The 16,893-nt window shown below is 58.4% G+C and carries 18 protein-coding genes; 12 read left to right on the forward strand and 6 right to left on the reverse strand.

What is annotated here, in order from left to right; all coding sequences use genetic code 11:
- Positions 1-3: 3 nt before the first annotated feature.
- Positions 4-639 (reverse strand): DUF1326 domain-containing protein, encoded by a 636-nt coding sequence (locus NLU14_RS10915; protein WP_275706339.1) that lies wholly within the window; start codon positions 637-639, stop codon positions 4-6.
- A gap of 173 nt (positions 640-812) precedes the next feature.
- Positions 813-2,492 (reverse strand): NAD-dependent malic enzyme, encoded by a 1,680-nt coding sequence (locus NLU14_RS10920; RefSeq protein WP_275706341.1) that lies wholly within the window; start codon positions 2,490-2,492, stop codon positions 813-815.
- A gap of 196 nt (positions 2,493-2,688) precedes the next feature.
- On the opposite strand from NLU14_RS10920, the gene NLU14_RS10925 reads away from it, so the two are divergent.
- Complete coding sequence (locus tag NLU14_RS10925) at positions 2,689-3,174, forward strand: VOC family protein (protein WP_275706344.1); 486 nt, start codon at positions 2,689-2,691, stop codon at positions 3,172-3,174.
- Positions 3,175-3,251: 77 nt separating this feature from the next.
- A complete protein-coding gene (locus NLU14_RS10930; protein ID WP_275706346.1) occupies positions 3,252-4,091 on the forward strand; it encodes a hypothetical protein in 840 nt (279 codons plus the stop codon).
- A gap of 27 nt (positions 4,092-4,118) precedes the next feature.
- Here NLU14_RS10930 and NLU14_RS10935 read toward each other — a convergent pair whose 3' ends face one another.
- The gene (locus tag NLU14_RS10935) at positions 4,119-5,009 is read right to left on the reverse strand and encodes a LysR family transcriptional regulator (protein WP_275706348.1); all 891 of its coding nucleotides are present in this window, start codon (positions 5,007-5,009) and stop codon (positions 4,119-4,121) included.
- A 122-nt stretch (positions 5,010-5,131) separates the two neighbouring features.
- Between NLU14_RS10935 and NLU14_RS10940 the strand changes: the two genes are divergently transcribed.
- The 5 genes from NLU14_RS10940 (at position 5,132) to NLU14_RS10960 (ending at position 9,653) form a co-directional block, all read left to right on the forward strand.
- On the forward strand, positions 5,132-5,572 hold the full coding sequence (locus tag NLU14_RS10940; RefSeq protein ID WP_275706350.1) for a DoxX family protein: 441 nt from the start codon (positions 5,132-5,134) through the stop codon (positions 5,570-5,572).
- 36 nt (positions 5,573-5,608) lie between these two features.
- Positions 5,609-6,391: a dioxygenase family protein gene (locus NLU14_RS10945; protein WP_275706352.1), complete on the forward strand. Its 783-nt coding sequence runs from the start codon at positions 5,609-5,611 to the stop codon at positions 6,389-6,391.
- A 32-nt stretch (positions 6,392-6,423) separates the two neighbouring features.
- Positions 6,424-7,311, forward strand: a complete 888-nt coding sequence (locus tag NLU14_RS10950; RefSeq protein WP_275706354.1) for a mechanosensitive ion channel domain-containing protein — start codon at positions 6,424-6,426, stop codon at positions 7,309-7,311.
- A gap of 81 nt (positions 7,312-7,392) precedes the next feature.
- Positions 7,393-8,031, forward strand: coding sequence for a TetR/AcrR family transcriptional regulator (locus tag NLU14_RS10955; RefSeq protein WP_275706356.1), 639 nt, complete (start codon positions 7,393-7,395; stop codon positions 8,029-8,031).
- The gene (locus tag NLU14_RS10960) at positions 8,028-9,653 is read left to right on the forward strand and encodes a phytoene desaturase family protein (protein WP_275706358.1); all 1,626 of its coding nucleotides are present in this window, start codon (positions 8,028-8,030) and stop codon (positions 9,651-9,653) included. The genes NLU14_RS10955 and NLU14_RS10960 overlap by 4 nt, the downstream gene beginning before the upstream one ends.
- 9 nt (positions 9,654-9,662) lie before the next feature.
- Here the strand turns inward: NLU14_RS10960 and NLU14_RS10965 are convergent, their stop codons facing one another.
- Entirely contained in the window at positions 9,663-10,619 is a 957-nt protein-coding gene (locus NLU14_RS10965; protein ID WP_275706360.1) for a helix-turn-helix transcriptional regulator, read from the reverse strand.
- Positions 10,620-10,769: 150 nt separating this feature from the next.
- Here NLU14_RS10965 and NLU14_RS10970 point away from each other — a divergent pair, with 150 nt between their 5' ends.
- Positions 10,770-11,405 (forward strand): glutathione S-transferase family protein, encoded by a 636-nt coding sequence (locus tag NLU14_RS10970; RefSeq protein ID WP_275706362.1) that lies wholly within the window; start codon positions 10,770-10,772, stop codon positions 11,403-11,405.
- Positions 11,406-11,408: 3 nt separating this feature from the next.
- Here the strand turns inward: NLU14_RS10970 and NLU14_RS10975 are convergent, their stop codons facing one another.
- On the reverse strand, positions 11,409-12,326 hold the full coding sequence (locus NLU14_RS10975; protein ID WP_275706364.1) for a LysR substrate-binding domain-containing protein: 918 nt from the start codon (positions 12,324-12,326) through the stop codon (positions 11,409-11,411).
- 122 nt (positions 12,327-12,448) lie between these two features.
- Between NLU14_RS10975 and NLU14_RS10980 the strand changes: the two genes are divergently transcribed.
- From NLU14_RS10980 to NLU14_RS10995, 4 genes are all read left to right on the forward strand, one after another.
- A complete protein-coding gene (locus NLU14_RS10980; RefSeq protein ID WP_275706366.1) occupies positions 12,449-13,171 on the forward strand; it encodes an FMN-dependent NADH-azoreductase in 723 nt (240 codons plus the stop codon).
- Between the two features lie 19 nt (positions 13,172-13,190).
- Positions 13,191-13,685, forward strand: a complete 495-nt coding sequence (locus tag NLU14_RS10985) for a gamma-glutamylcyclotransferase family protein (RefSeq protein WP_275706368.1) — start codon at positions 13,191-13,193, stop codon at positions 13,683-13,685.
- 119 nt (positions 13,686-13,804) lie between these two features.
- Positions 13,805-14,128 (forward strand): helix-turn-helix domain-containing protein, encoded by a 324-nt coding sequence (locus NLU14_RS10990; protein ID WP_275706370.1) that lies wholly within the window; start codon positions 13,805-13,807, stop codon positions 14,126-14,128.
- Positions 14,125-15,399 (forward strand): type II toxin-antitoxin system HipA family toxin, encoded by a 1,275-nt coding sequence (locus NLU14_RS10995; RefSeq protein ID WP_275706372.1) that lies wholly within the window; start codon positions 14,125-14,127, stop codon positions 15,397-15,399. The genes NLU14_RS10990 and NLU14_RS10995 overlap by 4 nt, the downstream gene beginning before the upstream one ends.
- A gap of 3 nt (positions 15,400-15,402) precedes the next feature.
- Here NLU14_RS10995 and NLU14_RS11000 read toward each other — a convergent pair whose 3' ends face one another.
- Entirely contained in the window at positions 15,403-16,686 is a 1,284-nt protein-coding gene (locus tag NLU14_RS11000; protein WP_275706375.1) for an NAD(P)/FAD-dependent oxidoreductase, read from the reverse strand.
- Between the last annotated feature and the right edge of the window lie 207 nt (positions 16,687-16,893).

Raw genomic sequence — 16,893 nt, forward strand, 5'->3', positions numbered from 1 at the left:
AACCTACCGGTAGACGCCGCTTGGACCTATATCCAGTTGCGCCATGTGGCAGTGACTGCCATCCAACTCCAAGGGAATATTGCTGTGAGCGCTGGTACGCCCCTGGGCTACCTCTGCCACCGCATATTCGAAACCGTGGGGAAGTTCGATACGGCCCCGGAATTCTTCGCCGGTCACCGGATTAAGGACAGGCTTCCCGCTGGCTTCAATCAGATCAGCCACTTTAACAACCGCCTTTCTGCCATCAATATCCCCCGAAACTTCAATGGGGCAGAAGACCGGCTCGTGCATGGTTGTCATGGTGCTGGCAAATACATTGAAGAAGGTGGCCCCTGGCTCGGATGTCTCTCCGGACAGGATCGCCAGGATCGCATCCCTCTGCTCCGGGCTGGCACTGTCGTCTATGAACGCCTGAGCCTGGCCATTGCCCTCGTATATAGCCCCCGGCCATTTCAACGTCATGGCAAAGGATAAGCCATCCAGGCGGGTGTCACCGAAATACCCTTCTTCAATCCTGAAAGCCCCCAGCGCCTCGCAATTGCCATGAGTGGGCCTGCTGTTAAACTGACAAGGACAGCCAGGATCACAGTTGCAATTCACAAACTCAAACCCCTTGATGCGCCAATCAATCTTATCCATCTTTTATCCCCCCTGCCTATCGAGACTACACGTAGAAGTATAGCTGCCGAGAGGTTTCCTTCACCCTTGTCGGACAAGGGTTTTAGATCTTTAAAGAACAAAAAAACAGCGGATATATTGGGTGAAGATCAGAAGGCACTTTACCGACTCATGAATGCGACTTGGGTCCACCTTTAAATCGAACGCCGGAGGTAATGCCGGTAACGGGGGCGCCAGAAATTGCGTTCGATGGTCTGGCGGATGGTGTCGTCATCGGAGCGCAAGGCGACGCCATCCTCCTGTGCCTGCTTGGCGACATCAAAGGCGATGTTGCGACTGATTTCCTGAATACTGGCCAGGTCCGGCAACAGCCGCTCGCCGGTTTGCTGAACAATCGGCGCCTGTTTCGCCAGGGCATCGGACGCCGCCATCAGCATGGTGTCGGTCACTCGCGAAGCGCCGGCGGCGATCACTCCGAGGCCAATCCCCGGGAAAATATAGGCGTTGTTGCATTGGGCAATGGGGTAGGTTTTGCCCTTCAGCTCCACCGGCTTGAAGGGGCTGCCGGCAGCCACCAGGGCTTCGCCGTTTGTCCAGGTCAGGATCTCTTCGGGCGTTGCCTCAACTTTGGACGTGGGGTTCGACAATGGCATCACCAGCGGGCGGTCGCAGCCGGCATGCAGAGCTTTGATCACTTCTTCACTGAACAGGCCGCGCTGGCCGGAGACGCCGATCAGGACGGTTGGTTTCGCCTGTTTCACCACATCAATCAATTGCCGGCCTGACCAGTCTTTTACCCGGCTCGGATCCTGGGCGAGCGCCAACTGGAAATCCTGCAGGCCGGTGATGTCGTTGGTGAGCAGCCCGGGACGGTCAATCATGTAAACCCGTTGGCGCGCTTCGGGTTCCGACACCCCCTCGTTCGTCATTGCAACGATGACCTGTTCGGCAATGCCGCAGCCCGCGGAACCGGCACCCACAAAGGCAATTGTCTGCTCGCTGACCTGTTCGTTCTTGGTTTTACACGCCGCCAGCAAGGTGGCCAGACACACCGAGGCCGTGCCCTGGATGTCGTCGTTGAAGCAGCAGGCGTCGTCGCGGTATTTCTTCAGCAGGCGCATGGCGTTGTTCTGCGCGAAATCCTCGAACTGCACCAGCACATTGGGCCAGCGGCGCTTTACCGCCGCGAGGAATTCAGCCACGAAAGCGTCGTATTCTTTCTGCTCGATGCGCTTGTGGCGCCACCCCATGTACATCGGGTCATCAAGCAGGGCCTGGTTGTTGGTACCGACATCAAGCATTATCGGCAGCGTATTGGCCGGGCTGATACCCCCGCAGGCGGTGTACAGCGACAGTTTTCCAATGGGAATGCCCATGCCACCGATGCCCTGGTCCCCCAACCCCAGGATGCGCTCGCCGTCGGTCACCACGATGACTTTGACCTTCTCCTTGGTGGCGCTGCGTAGCAGGTAGTCCATGTGTTCCCGGTCAGGCCAGGACACGAACAGGCCCCGATGGTTACGGTAGATGTTGGAGAACTCCTCGCACGCCTCGCCCACCGTCGGGGTGTAGATAATCGGCAGCATTTCTTCCAGATGGTTTTCCAGCAGGCGGTAGAAAAGGGTTTCGTTGTCGTCCTGAATTGCACGCAAGGTGATGTGTCGGTCGAGGTCGGTCTGGCATAACTGGTATTGCTTATAGGCGCGCTCCGCCTGTTCCTCGATGGTTTCCACGTTCTGCGGCAGCAGGCCGATCAGGTTGAAGTCCACGCGCTCCCTCTGGGTGAAGGCACTCCCCTTGTTCAACAGCGGCATCTCCAACAAGGTGGGGCCGGCATAGGGAATGTACAGGGGGCGTTTTTCCGTATTGCTCATAATTACCTCGTGAATCGGGCGGGCTACGAATGGACAAAATGCGTCTATAAAAATAGTAGCTGATGTCGACCTTATCCGCAGGCCAGCCAAAACGATCCGCCTGGAACATCCCCTATGAGAATTTTGCTCTCGCTGTCGATTTCCAGGAGTGATGCGCGACCTACATAATGTCAGTCAGCCAAAAAAGGAGAAAGGCATGAAGAAACACGCAAAGAACACCATTTGCCTCTGGTACGACGGCGATGCGGAAGAGGCGGCGCGCTTTTACGCGGAGACCTTCCCAGATTCATCGGTTGATGCGGTACATCGCGCACCGGGGGACTACCCATCCGGCTCGGAAGGGGATGTGCTAACGGTGGAGTTCACGGTACTGGGCATTCCCTGCCTCGGGCTCAATGGCGGCCCCACCTTCAAGCACAGCGAGGCGTTTTCATTTCAGGTTGCCACCGTGGATCAAGAGGAAACGGATCGCTATTGGAACGCGATTGTTGGCAACGGCGGTGAAGAGAGTGCCTGCGGCTGGTGCAGGGACAAGTGGGGGCTCTCCTGGCAGATTACGCCACAGGTTCTGTCGGAAGCCATTGCTGATCCCGACCGCGCAGCCGCCAAGCGGGCGTTCGAGGCCATGATGACGATGGGCAAGATCGATATTGCGACCATTGAGGCGGCGCTCAGGGGATAAAGTCGATTGCCGGCGCGCCCACGCTCCACTAAACTTAATGCATCGCCTCGGCGCAACGGTGTTTCGGGTGCCCCGTGATGCCTCACAGAACCGCACGTGTTCATAAATACCTTTGGAGGACTGCGCTCGCAGTCCTTGCCGCCTTTGTTGTTGCCGTATCCGCCATGGAGAACCAGCGCCTGACACTCAGGCTTGGTGACTTGACCGAATTCGACTACCTGTCCGAGTTGCTGACGCACGTGCTGGAAGCAGACGGTTACGAGGTCGATATTGTAAAGGTATCGGATGTTTCGCCCGCGCGCCTGGAGTGGTTTCTGGAACAGGGCATGATCAGTGTCATGATGATGGGCGAGACAGCCCCACGCAGCGACCGATTCCTGTCGGTGCGGGTGGCCATGACCGATAACCTGATGAACCAGCGTATCCTCTTCATCCCCAAAGGACAGCAATACAGATACAACCAGGTTAAGTCCCTCGAAGATTTCCGGGCCCTGGGTGTGGTTGGAGGTATGGGCGCCTCTTGGCTTGACTACCAGATCTGGCTGGCCAATGACCTGCCGGTGATCGGGATGGTTGGTGAATGGCGACGGCTGTACAACATGGTAGCCGTTGGCAACCGGGGCATTGATTACCTACCTAGGGGCGCTCAGGAAATGGCCCGGGAATGGCAGGAGCATCCAAACCTGGATGTCGAGCAACACCTGGTTCTGGTGTATGACAAGGACCATGTCCTCTACGTATCTCCCCGGGAAGTGGAGCTCCACCGCACGCTGAGCAAGCTGATGCCAGAGGCTAGCCGCGATGGGCTCATCCGTACGCTGGCGGAAAAGCACTACCGGGCCGTTTTTGATCATCCGGTCAATCTTGCGAAGCGCCGGGTTATCCCTCTACCAGAACTCGACATACTGCAGAAGTAGTCAGCCCGCTCCACAAATCCCCTACCACTAAACAACCTCCGGAAACGCCGACACCAGAAATTCCACCAGTGCCCTCACCTTGGGCGTGACAAACTTGCGGGTGGGATAAACTGCATACACGCCCAGTTCGGCGGAGCGGTAGCCTGGCATCAGTTCCACCAGCCGGCCGGCATCCAGGTCGTCCTGCACCAGGAAACTGGGCTGGTGTATCACCCCCTGGTGGGCCACGGCGACCGCACAGCAGGTTTCGCCATTGTTGGCGTACATCCAGGGGCGTACACGCCTGCTGACCGGGCCGTCCGGCCCCTGGAAATGCCAATCGTCGCCCGTGGCCAGATTGCTGTAAGCGACGACATTGTGATGGACCAGGTCTTCGGGCCGTTCAGGCGTGCCGTGGGCCCTGAGGTACTCCGGAGACGCGCACACCACCAGCCGTGTGGTGGTGAGACGACGACTCACCAGAGTGGAGTTTCTCAGGCTGGCGATGCGGATGGCAAGGTCGAAGCCTTCCTCGACGATGTCCACGATGCGGTCGGACAGGTCGATGTTGAGTTCAACATCCGGATACAGGGCGTGGAACTCCCCCCACAGGGGCGCCAGGTGGCGAATGCCGAAACTTACCGGTGCGTTAACGCGCAATACGCCCTTGGCGATGCCACTACGGGAGGTTAGCTCCGACTCCGCCTCTTCCACGCCTGCCAGCAGCTCCCGGCAACGGACGTAAAACACCTCCCCTTCCGCCGTCAGGGACAGCCGGCGGGTGGTGCGGTGCAGCAACCGTACTCCAAGGCGTGATTCCAGTTCGTTGATATAGCGGGAGACCGCGGCTTTCGACACTCCCATGCTCTCTGAAGCGGCAACAAAGCTGCCCGCCTCCACTACGGCGCAGAACGTCTGCATTTCCAGTAATCGATCCATGGACTTTGTTTCACTTTCCGAGACAGTTAATTCATTAAATGCATGTTTATCTCATAAACCGGGACTCGTAAAGTATCACCATGCTCAAACGCATTTTCATACCCACATAAGGAAGCCTGATCATGAACAACACATTCATCAACAAACTGCTCGACACCAACGCTGGCTGGGGCGCCCTTGCCCTGCGTATTCCGGTCGGCATTATCTTCGCCGTCCATGGCGCCCAGAAACTGTTTGGCTGGTTTGGTGGCTACGGCCTTGAAGGCACCGGACAATGGATGGATTCCATCGGCCTGAGCCCCGGTTACCTGATGGCCCTGATGGCCGGCGGTACAGAGTTCTTCGGCGGCCTGGCGCTGATCATCGGCCTGCTGGTTCGTCCGGCCAGTGCGGCACTGGCGTTCGCCATGTTGATTGCCATCTTCAGCGTGCACTTCCAGAATGGCCTGTTCATGAGCAACAACGGCTACGAGTTTGGCCTGGCCCTGCTGGCCGCTTCCGTCTCCCTGTTGTTCAGTGGTGCCGGTCGTGCCTCAGTGGATCGGCTGGTAACAGCCCGCTGAACAAGCCGTTTGATTTGACGGAAAGGAGCACGCGCCATGACCAGCCTGTTTGTATCCCACGGCGCCCCCACCTTTGCGCTGGAGCCGGGCCTGGCGGGCCCGGCTCTCACCCGGCTGGGGCAGGACTTTCCCCGGCCGACCGCGGTGCTGGTGGTATCGCCTCACTGGATGACGCCCGAGGTACAGGTGGGCCTGGCGGAAACGCCGGCCACCATCCATGATTTCCGGGGATTTGATCCAGAGCTCTATCAACTGACGTATCCCGCGAAAGGACATCCGGCATTAGCGAGGAAGGCTCTTTCCCTGCTGGACACCGCAGGGTGGAAGCCGACGGCGGATGCCAGTCGTGGTCTGGACCATGGTGCCTGGGTACCGTTGATGTATCTATACCCCGACGCCTCGGTGCCCGTATTCCAGGTCTCCCTGCCAGTCCATCTCGACAGCAACTCTGCGTGGCATTTGGGCCAGGTATTGGCACCGCTGCAACAGGAAGGGGTACTGATTGTCGGTTCGGGCAGCCTCACCCACAATCTGTACGAGGTACGCTGGAAAGACAGTAACGGGGCAGAGTACGCCAAGGCCTTTAGCCAGTGGATTCGGAACGCGGTTCTGGAAGGAGATCACCAGCAATTAATAAATGCCTTGACCCTGGCGCCCCACGCCCAGCGTGCCCATCCAACCACGGAACATTTTCTGCCCCTGCTGGTCGCCCTCGGCGCCAGTGCCCCCAAAGCCCGTGCTTCGGTCATTGAGGGGGGCATTGAACATGGCGTGTTGTCGATGGACTCTTTTGTTTTCGACGCTTTACCCCGACAATGAGCAATTACGCGTAAAAATCATCGGACTGAAGCATGCTTGAGAGTTTGGCCTGGGTGCCTGAAAATTTTTCGTTGCCGGACTCCATGTTGAGGCTGGTGGTCAGCACCGTGTTGCTGGTGCTCGCCATCGTTATCCTGCGGACGCTCACCGCCCGCTTTATACGGCGAAACATTGCGTCATCCGAATTGCGGGGCCGGTTGCTGGTGAACTCCCGCAACGGCTTCCTGCTATTGGGGATCCTTGGCCTGGCGTTGATCTGGGGAGACCAGATTCGCTCACTGGCACTGTCTATCGTCGCGATCGCTGTCGCCTTTGTGGTCGCGACCAAGGAATTGATCCTCTGTGTTTCCGGCTCGATCCTGAAGAGCGGTGCCGGCTCCTTCAACTTGGGAGACCGCATTCAGGTGAAGGATTTCCGCGGCGATGTCATCGACCAGACCCTCCTGGCCACCACCATCCTCGAGGTTGGCCCGGGCAAAACGGGACACCAGCGCACGGGGCGGATGATTGTGATACCCAACGCGCTGTTCGTGGCCGAACCGGTCATCAACGAGAGCTTTACCGACCACTGGGACTTCCATGTGTTCACCGTGCCCTTTAAACGGGAGGACGATTGGCAGGCCGCCCAGAAAGCCCTGCTTGAGGCCGCCAATCGTCATTGTGAGCCCTATCTTGAGCAGGTCCGCAAACACATGAACAAGGTGGGCGTTCTGCGGGGCCTGGAAGTGCCCTCTGTCGATCCACGGGTGACCATCCAGGCGCCGGTGGCCAACGAAATCCACCTCACCGTGCGGCTGCCCGCCAAATCCGGGCGGCGCAGTTACATCGAGCAGTCGATCCTCTCAGAGGTGTTTGCCAGCGCCGATTTCTCCAGCAAAAAGCCGCGGCCGGCTGATGAAGAAAAAGAAGATAATGAGTGAACAGGCAGCCGCAGAATTCAGTTGACAATCGCCTTCACTCCATGATGTTATCACCGGTAACAATGTTACCGGTGATAACTTATGCCTGACAGCCCAACCCCTCTCAAAACCAATTACCACCACGGCGACCTGCCCCAGCAGGCCCATCAGCTAGCGCTGGAAATCCTGCGGGAACATGGCGATGCCGCCATCAGCCTGCGGGCCCTGGCGAAGCAGATCGGTGTCAGTGCGCCGGCCCTGTACCGCCATTTCATTGACCGGGAAAGTCTACTCGCGGAGCTGGCCGTAACCGGGTTCGAGGCCCTGCGGGAACGGCTGCTGGCTGTGGACCAAAGCAAACCCCGGCGGGCATTGATTGATATCGGCCTGGTGTACGTATCTTTTGCTCAGGACGAACCCAACCTGTACCGGCTGATGTTTGGCGGGCGGGTGCTGCCCAGAGGCGTCCATCCCCGTCTGGACACGGCCGGTAAAGCTGCGTTCCAGGTACTGGAAGACACCATTGCGCGGGCCCAGCAGGCCGGTTATGTCAAACCCATGCCGCTTGCGTTGATGACAGCCGCCGCCTGGTCGCTGGTGCATGGGCTGTCGCAACTGACCATCGACGGGCACCTGCCGTCGGCCAAGGCGGAACCTCATCTGGCGGAAGGCGTTGTCACGCTACTGCTGGATGGCTCAGTTGCCGAAGACGAACAACCTCACAAGGACACCGCATCATGAGCAGCCCCAAACCAAGCACCATTCGTGTCGGACGTCGGTACCGTGCAAATCGCCTGGATGGGCCCTACGACGCCATCGTGATTGGCTCCGGCATTGGTGGGCTCACCACGGCTGCCTGCATGAGCAAACTGGGCAAGAAAGTGGCGGTGTTCGAACAGCATTACACCGCCGGCGGCTTCACCCACAGCTACGACCGCAATGGCTACGAATGGGACGTGGGCGTGCATTACATCGGTGACGTGGGCGCGGACCACACTCTGACGAAGCGTCTGTTTGATCACATTACCGATGGCCAGTTGAAGTGGGCTCCCATGGATAGCCACTTTGATCGCATTTTTATCGGTAACCGCCATGTAGACCTGGTAGCCGGCCCGGATGCGTTCAAGGCCGAGCTGAAGAAGGCGTTTCCCGGTGAGGAGCAGGCCATCGACACCTACCTGGAGTACCTGAAGAAAGTCGCCAAAGCCATGCCGGGGCTGGTGATCGGCAAGGTGCTGCCTGACCTGGCGGCTGGCCCCCTGCGCAAGCTCGTGGACCGCACTGCGCCATCCTTCCTGAACCGACCCACCCGCGAGGTATTGGAAGGCCTGACCAACAACCAGAAACTGATCGCCGTGCTCACCGGGCAGTGGGGCGATAACGGCCTGCCGCCTGCGGAATCCAGCTTTATCATCCACGCCCTGATCGCCCGCCATTATCTTTACGGCGGCTATTATCCCATCGGCGGTGCCTCGGAAATGGCCAAGACCATTATTCCGGTTATCCAGCAGGGTGGCGGAGAGGTGTTCACCTACGCCGATGTGACGGAAATCCTGATAGAGAAAGGCAAAGCCGTGGGCGTTCGCATGGCGGACGGTGAGGAAGTCCGCGCCCCGCTGGTGATCAGCAACGCCGGCGTTTTCAACACCTTCGACAAACTGCTGCCGGAAACGGCGCCCCACCGGAACTATTACCAGCAAAAGCTGAAAGCCGTGGAACGTTCCATGGCCAGCAACTGCCTGTACATCGGCCTGGAAGATACCGCCGAGAACCTGAAGCTGCCGAAGACCAACTACTGGATATACCCGGGCACCAACTACGAGAAGCAGGTCAGCGACTTCGTGGCCGCGCCGGATGAGCACGACATTCCACTGACGTACATCTCCTTCCCCTCCGCCAAGGACCCGAGCTTTGCCGAGCGCTACCCCGGTCGCGCCACCATCGAGATCGTCGCCCCCGGGCCTTACGACTGGTACCAGGACTGGGCCGACAAAACCTGGGGCAAACGCGGTGAGGACTACGAAGCCAAGAAGGAAGCCTATGCCCAGCGGCTGCTGGCCAAGCTGTACGAGAAGTTCCCGCACCTGGAAGGCAAAGTGGATTACTACGAGCTGTCCACGCCCCTGTCCACCGATTATTTCTGCCGCTACAGCAAAGGCGAGATCTACGGCCTGAACCACACCCCGAGCCGTTTCGAGCAGGACTGGCTGAAGCCCAAAACCCGCATTCCCGGCCTGTACCTGACCGGCCAGGATGTGATGACCTGCGGCGTAGCCGGGGCGATGATCGGTGGGTTACTGGCCACCGTGGCGGTCAGTGGTCTGAAGGGGTTACCGCTGGCGAAGAGGATGTTTGTGGGGTAACTCCGGCGGCTACTCACAACACTCTAGAAGCCTTGTGGCATGCTCCCGCAACGCATCCTTCAGGGCATCCGGCTTGAGGATGGTAAACCGGAACGGAAGCTGCGCCAGCCACCAGGCAAACCACTCGAAACTGTCGGTTTGTGTGGTCAGCAGCAGGCCGTCATCACGCTGTTCGAATCCGTCCGCACAGGATGAATGGAAATCAAACACCGCTGCGGCGGACTCACGGTCCGTATGCAGCAACACCGACACCTCATGGGTTCGGCCCCAGGACAGGAAGCTCTCGCTCAGGAAATCCGCCGCATCGAAATCCGGTGGCCGCTGGAAGGTGCTGTCCAGAAGGTGGACATTGCTGATGCGGTCCAGCCGGAACGAGCGCATGGCCTGCCGGAGGTGGCAGAAGCCGGTGAGATACCAACGCCCCTGGCGGAACACCAGCCCGTAGGGATCAGCGCTGCGGTCGATGCCGCCATGCTCCGGGGAGTGGTAGGTAAACCCCACCGCACGCATCGCTTCCGTGGCAATGGTCAGGGTTTGCAGGGCGCGGTCGTCCAGGCTGGGTTCGCCCCGGGGCAGGATGACCCGGGTGGTATCGCTGACACCACGAACCCGCTTTTTCAGGTTGGCCGGCATCACCCGTTCCAGTTTCGCCTGCACGCTGGCAATGGCCGGCGCCGCATCCGTCAGCCCCAGTTGCCGGGCGGCCAACAACCCCAAAGACACCGCCAGGGTTTCTTCTTCAGTGAACATCATCGGTGGCAACTTGAAGCCTGCTACCAACCGGTAACCGCCGTAACGCCCCTGCTCCGTCATCACCGGGATACCCAGGTCTTCAAGTACTGTGATGTAGCGCCGAATCGTCCGCCGGTCGACACTCAGCCGTTCCGCCAGTTCTGCGCCGCCGATCTGGCCGTGAGCCTGCAATAATTCCAGCACGGTCAACACACGGGTAGTGGGACCAGACATTGTCACCTTCCTTCTGCCAGCTTTTTCGGCAATTTGCATTAATAAATGCATGGTCCCATTTATCTAGGACAGATATTCACCTATTTCCAGATTAATCTGATTTCGCAGTAACCCACACCCTTCGAAAACTGGCTTGAAAAGGAGAGCAACATGTCAGAACTCACGTTTTACACTCACCCTATGTCCCGCGGGCGGGTTGTACGCTGGATGCTGGAAGAAGTCGGCATTCCCTATACAGTGGAGACGATGGAATTCGGCGCGGATATGAAAACTCCGGAATACCTGGCTATTAACCCCATGGGCAAGGTGCCTGCCATCAAGCACGGCAACACCGTTGTCACTGAAGTGGCGGCTATCTGCGCCTACCTGGCGGACCAGTTTCCGGACAAGAAGCTGGCGCCACCTTCACAATCCCCGGAACGCGGCGCCTACTACCGCTGGCTGTTCTTCATGGCGGGCCCCTTCGAGATGGCCACCAGTGCGCTGGCGTATGGCTGGAAAATTGATAGCAGTAACGTACAGGCCGTCGGCTGTGGCCGTGTGGAAGACAGCATCAATACATTGGAGAGAGTGCTGGGCAAGAGCCCCTACATTTGCGGTGATACATTTACCGCAGCGGATGTGCTGGTCAGCAGTTACCTATGGTGGGAAACCATGCAGAAGAACATTCCGCCAAACAGGGTGTTCCAGGATTACATCCAACGCACGGAGAGCCGGCCAGCCGCCAAGCGCGCCAATGAACTGGATGATGCTTTGGCTGAAACGATGAAAGCGGTCGAGGCCTGAGGTTCAGCCAGCGGCAGCCGGCGATACCGGGCACAACCCGCCGGGTACATTCAGCACCCAATCGCGGATGGCCTGTATCGTCGGGTCCTGCCGGCGGCTTTCCGGATACACCAGGTAGAACGGCTTACCCTCGAGTTCCGGGCCGAAGGGCTGCACCAGGCGCCCTTCGGCCAACTCATCCTCTATCAGTTGCCGACTCATCAACGCCACACCCTGGCCACCCACCGCCGCGGAAATAGCGTGGGTCTCGTCTGAAAACACCAGCCCGGCACTGGCATCCAGCCCCGGCACTCCCACCTGCTTCTGCCAACCGGCCCAATCCAGGGGTGATATCGACACCTGCTGTGGTCGAAAGTGAATCAGTGGATGGTCTGGCAAATCCTCCACCCTTGTCAGCCCCAGGTGGGGACTGCACGCCGGTATAAAGATGTTATCAAACAGCTTTTCAGCGACCAGGCCCGGCCAATGGCCATCCCCGTAGCGAATGGCAAGGTCCGCTGTCACCCCATCCAGCGCCACCGCTTCGTGCGAGGCGTGGATACGCAGATCGATATCCGGATGGGTGTCCCGCAACATGCACACCCAGGACAGCAGCCAGCGCACGGCCACGGCCGGCGTGGTCGACAGGGTGACGGCCTGCCGCGAGGGCACTGCCTTCAGGCGCTCGATGGCATTGCCAATGTTGTCGAAAGCCGAACCCAGAACCTCCTGCAACTCCCGCCCCTGGGGCGTCAACACCAACTGCCGGGGTTTGCGAACGAACAGGGCCACCCCCAGCGCTTCCTCAAGCCCGCGAATCTGATGACTGATGGCCGTAGCGGTCACCGACAGCTCCTGGGCAGCCTGCTTGGCACTCTCATGGCGAGCGGCGGCTTCGAAGGCTCGCAGGGCGGATAGCGAAGGCAGGCGGCGAGGACTCATGGATGAATTTGCCTCATCTATATGTGCGAAAAATCATCGTTTGTGGCCCTTTAAGTATGGTTTTAGGCTTAATTCACTGTCAACAACAGATGAATTTTTCTTACAACCGAATGGAGACTCACATGACTCATATCCTGCAACTCGACGCCTCCGCCCGCCCTGGCCGCGCCGGCACCCATGAGCACGGTTCCCACAGCCGCAGCCTGACCCACCGATTTGTTTCCCGGTGGCAGGCCCAACGCACCGGGGATACCGTGACCTATCGCGATATCGGTGGCACGCCACCTTCCTTCATTGATCAGCGCTGGATACAGGCAGCCTTTGCCTCACCGGAGCAGCACGAACCCTGGATGGATGAAACGCTAGCAGAGAGCGACCAACTGATTGACGAACTCATACCAGCAGACATCCTGGTTATTGGTGCGCCGCTGTACAACTTCGGCATGCCGGCAGCACTGAAAGCATGGGTTGACCAGGTGGTTCGTATGCACAGGACCGTGGACTATGTCCCGTCTGAGCCCGAGTCCCCCTTTATACCGCTACTCGCCGATCGCCCCAGGCATGCCGTTATTCTCTCGTCACGCGGTGTGGGCGGATTCGACCCCGGTGGCGAGATGGCGCATATGAATCATCTCGAGCCCGCCATCACCACCGTGCTTGAATTTATCGGCATTACCAACGTGCACAGCATTGCTGTCGAGCATCAGGAGGACGGCGGTGAGCTGCTGAAGGCTTCGGTTAAGGAGGCTGAGCGGAGGGTGGATGAGCTGGTGGTGCAGTTGCAGGATTCATTCATAAAGGCCGCACCTGCATTGACGTCCTCGTCACTGGTAAGCTCGGTGTAATAGCCAACAAGGACACTCCATGCTCTGCTTCTGCTACGGATCCAACATGTCGCAACGAAGGCTTCAGGCCCGGGTCCCCTCCGCCCGGGTCGTGGCCGTGGCAGAGCTCCCCGCTCATCGGCTTCGCTTCCATAAATCCGCCAGGGACGGCTCCGCCAAATGCGATGCGGAAGAAACCGGCAATCCGGAGGACCGGGTGATTGGTGTGGTTTACGAGATTGCCGATGCAGAAAAGCCCGATCTGGACCGGCATGAGGCTCTGGGATTTGGCTACGATGAAAAGCAGGTGGAGTTGAGAAGCGAAAAAGGCAGTCTTCACGCCTGGATGTATTACGCCACACGTATCAACAACTCGCTAAAACCCTTCCACTGGTACAAGGACCACGTGCTTATCGGCGCGCGGGAAAACCGCCTTCCTGCGGACTACATTGCACAGATTGAAGCCGTGGACTCCATTGACGACCCCAAACCCGAACGACACGAGCGGGAGTTGTCTATTTACAGCAATACATAAGTTGCTTTTTTCTTTTCCCTCATCCCGCCCTTAATCAAAAGAAACTTATTTGTTGCTCAACACTAAGAAAGAAACTAATATGTTTCTACTGTTCATTTAAGCAACTTATACGTTTCCGTATGGCTTCAATATTAGATCAAATCAAACACCGTAGGCTGAGCATGGGGCTGAAACAGCACGATATGATGATGCGTGTCGGCATGTCCCGTCAGCAATACCAGCGCCTGGAATCCAAGGGTAACCCCAGGCTTGATACGCTTGAACTGATTGCCCTGGGGCTGAGGAGCGAGCTAGTACTAGTCCCCCAGGAAAAACTGGAAGCGGTCATGGCTGTCCTGGCGGGCACAACAACCAACCAGCCCTCTAACAATAGCCGACCCTCCGAACCAGAAAAGCCGCTCTCGGATGATCCCTGGCGAGGTTTGCTGGAGGACAATGAATGAGCGAGACAACAGGCGAGGACGTCAATGTACTTAAATTGACTCTTCACGGACGACTGGTTGGCTACCTGGCCGGCTTCGGGAACGGCCGCAATGTTTTGAGCTTTGCGGACGAATTCCGAAGAAACACAGAGCGACCGACTTTCAGCCTGATCACTCATCCCCAATTTCCAAACTCCGAAAAGCTTCTCACGGAATCCTGGGCCCGCAACCAAAGACTTCACCCCTCGCTATCCAACCTCTTACCGGAAGGGTCGCTCAGGGAACTGATTGCACAGAGTTTGAAAGTTCATGTTGATAACGAATTTCACCTGTTTTCTTATCTCGGGGAGGACCTGCCGGGCGCATTGATCGCCACTCCCATGGAACCCGGCGACGTGCCAGACAGCGTGTTATCCGCCCACGGCAAGGCCAAAGCTGTGAAGTTCGAGAAACCCAAGTTCGAAAACAGGTTCTCGCTGGCGGGCGTGCAGATGAAATTTTCCATGAAGGAAAAGGAAGGTCGCTACAACCTGACAAAGGGTGACGAACTGGGCGACTGGATTATCAAAACACCGTCCACAAAACACAGTCATGTCCCCCTGAACGAATACACGGCCATGAGCCTGGCATCCCTGGTCGGAGTCGATATCCCGGACATCAAGCTGGTGGATATGGACAAGCTCGATAACCTTCCGCCCATTAATCTACCGGAGGAGAGGCAGGCATTCGCAATCAAGCGGTTTGACCGGGACGGACCCAAGCGTATTCATATGGAAGACTTTGCACAGATCCTGGTGAAATACCCCCACGAAAAATACAACTCGGCAAACTATGAGCAGATTGGCAGGGTGGTCTACGACTATTCCGGCGAGGGCCTGGCAGACGCCCAACAATTTGCCCGCCGGTTGTTAGTGAATATCCTGCTCGCGAATGGGGACGCCCACCTGAAAAACTGGAGCCTGATCTACCCTGACCAGGTTACGCCCAGGCTTTCACCAGCCTACGATATCGTCACAACCCGCGTTTACATCGAGAATGAGAGTGCGTTCGCGCTCAACCTGGGCAAAAATAAACAGTGGTACACTACTACGATGAACCACTTCCGGTCCTGGGCTGAAAAATCCGGGATACCATGGCGGGCAATCAAGCCCCACCTGGATGACACTATGGGAAAAGCCCGCACCCTGTGGCCGAAAGCGCTAGAAAACCTTCCAATGGCGGATGCCCACAAACACACCTTGAGAACGCACTGGCAGGACCTGAAAGACGATTTCAGAATAGACAACCCCTGACGCTCACACCCCCAACCGATCCCGCAACCCGTAATACCAGGCCCCCAGCGCCGTCAGCGGTACCCTGAACGCACGCCCGCCCGGAAACGGATAATGCGGCAGGCTGGCGAAGGCGTCGAAGTGTTCGGCCTGGCCTTCAATCGCCAGGGCCAGGGCTTTGCCCGCCACGTGGGTGAAGGTAACGCCGTGACCGGAACAGCCCTGGGAATAGAACACGTTGTCCTGCAGCCGGCCCATTTGTGGCAGGCGTGACAGGGTGAGCAGGAAGTTGCCGGTCCAGGCATAGTCGATCTTCACGTTGTCCAGTTCCGGGAAGGTTTTCAGCATGTTGGGGCGAATCAGCCGCTCGATGTTGGCCGGGTCGCGGGCACCGTAAACCACGCCGCCGCCGTAGATCAGGCGCTTGTCGCCGGACAGGCGGAAGTAATCAAGCAGGTAGTTGCAGTCCTCCACGCAGTTGTCTTCAGGCAGCAACCGTTTTGCGGTAGCTTCATCCAGCGGTTCGGTGGCAATGATTTGTGAACCGCAAGGCATGGACTTGGCGCCCAGCTCCGGTACCAGCCCGCCCAGGTAGGCGTTACCGGCCAGCACCACGAACTGGGCTTTGACCTCGCCGTCACGGGTTTTCACCGTTGCCGGCTGGCCGGGAAGAATCTGTGTGACTTCCGAATGCTCATGAATCACCCCGCCCCGGGATTCCAGCGCAGCCGCTTCGCCCAGAGCCAGGTTCAGCGGATGGATGTGTCCGCCGGTGTGGTCGATTGCTCCGCCCACGTAGCGATCGGTGCCGACGCGGGCACGGATCGCTTCCCGGTCCAGCAGTTCCAGTTTGTCATAGCCGAACCGGCGCCACAGGGCTTGCTGAGCTTGCAGATGGTTGAGCTGTCGCGAGTTAAGGGCTGCGAATATGCCGCCCTCTTTCAGGTCGCACCGGATGCGGTAATCCCGTACCCGCTGGCGGATGATCTGGCTGCCTTCAAAGGCCATGTTCGCCAGCAGGCGCAGATGATCTGGCATGGTCTGGCGCTCTATAGTATCCAGGTCACGGCTGAAGCTGTTGACGATCTGGCCGCCATTACGTCCTGAAGCGCCCCACCCCACGGTGGCGGCCTCCAGTATTACTACCCGAAAACCAGACTCCGCCAGGAACAGCGCGGTGGATAATCCGGTGTAACCGGCACCCACCACGCACACGTCTGCCTCACACCGGCCCTGCAGTGCGGGGCGTCTCGGCGCCCGATTGGCAGAGGCGGCGTAAAGGGAAGGAACCGGAGGATACAGGGTCATAGTGTGGCGCCATACAGGGTGACGGAGATCTGGAAACGGGTGAAAACAGTGCCCGCCGAGGCAAGTCTATGCCAGGACCGGACGTTCGGGAAGACACGTTCTTCTACCTATACCAGAGGCCGCGATTGCCCGCGAAAGTGCTGCTATGATTGGCCAACTTCCTTGCCTGAGAGGCAGCCATGAATCATCCTGAACGTTCCATCACTC

The organism is Marinobacter iranensis (assembly GCF_029207565.1).
GTDB classification, from domain to species: Bacteria; Pseudomonadota; Gammaproteobacteria; order Pseudomonadales; family Oleiphilaceae; genus Marinobacter; species Marinobacter iranensis.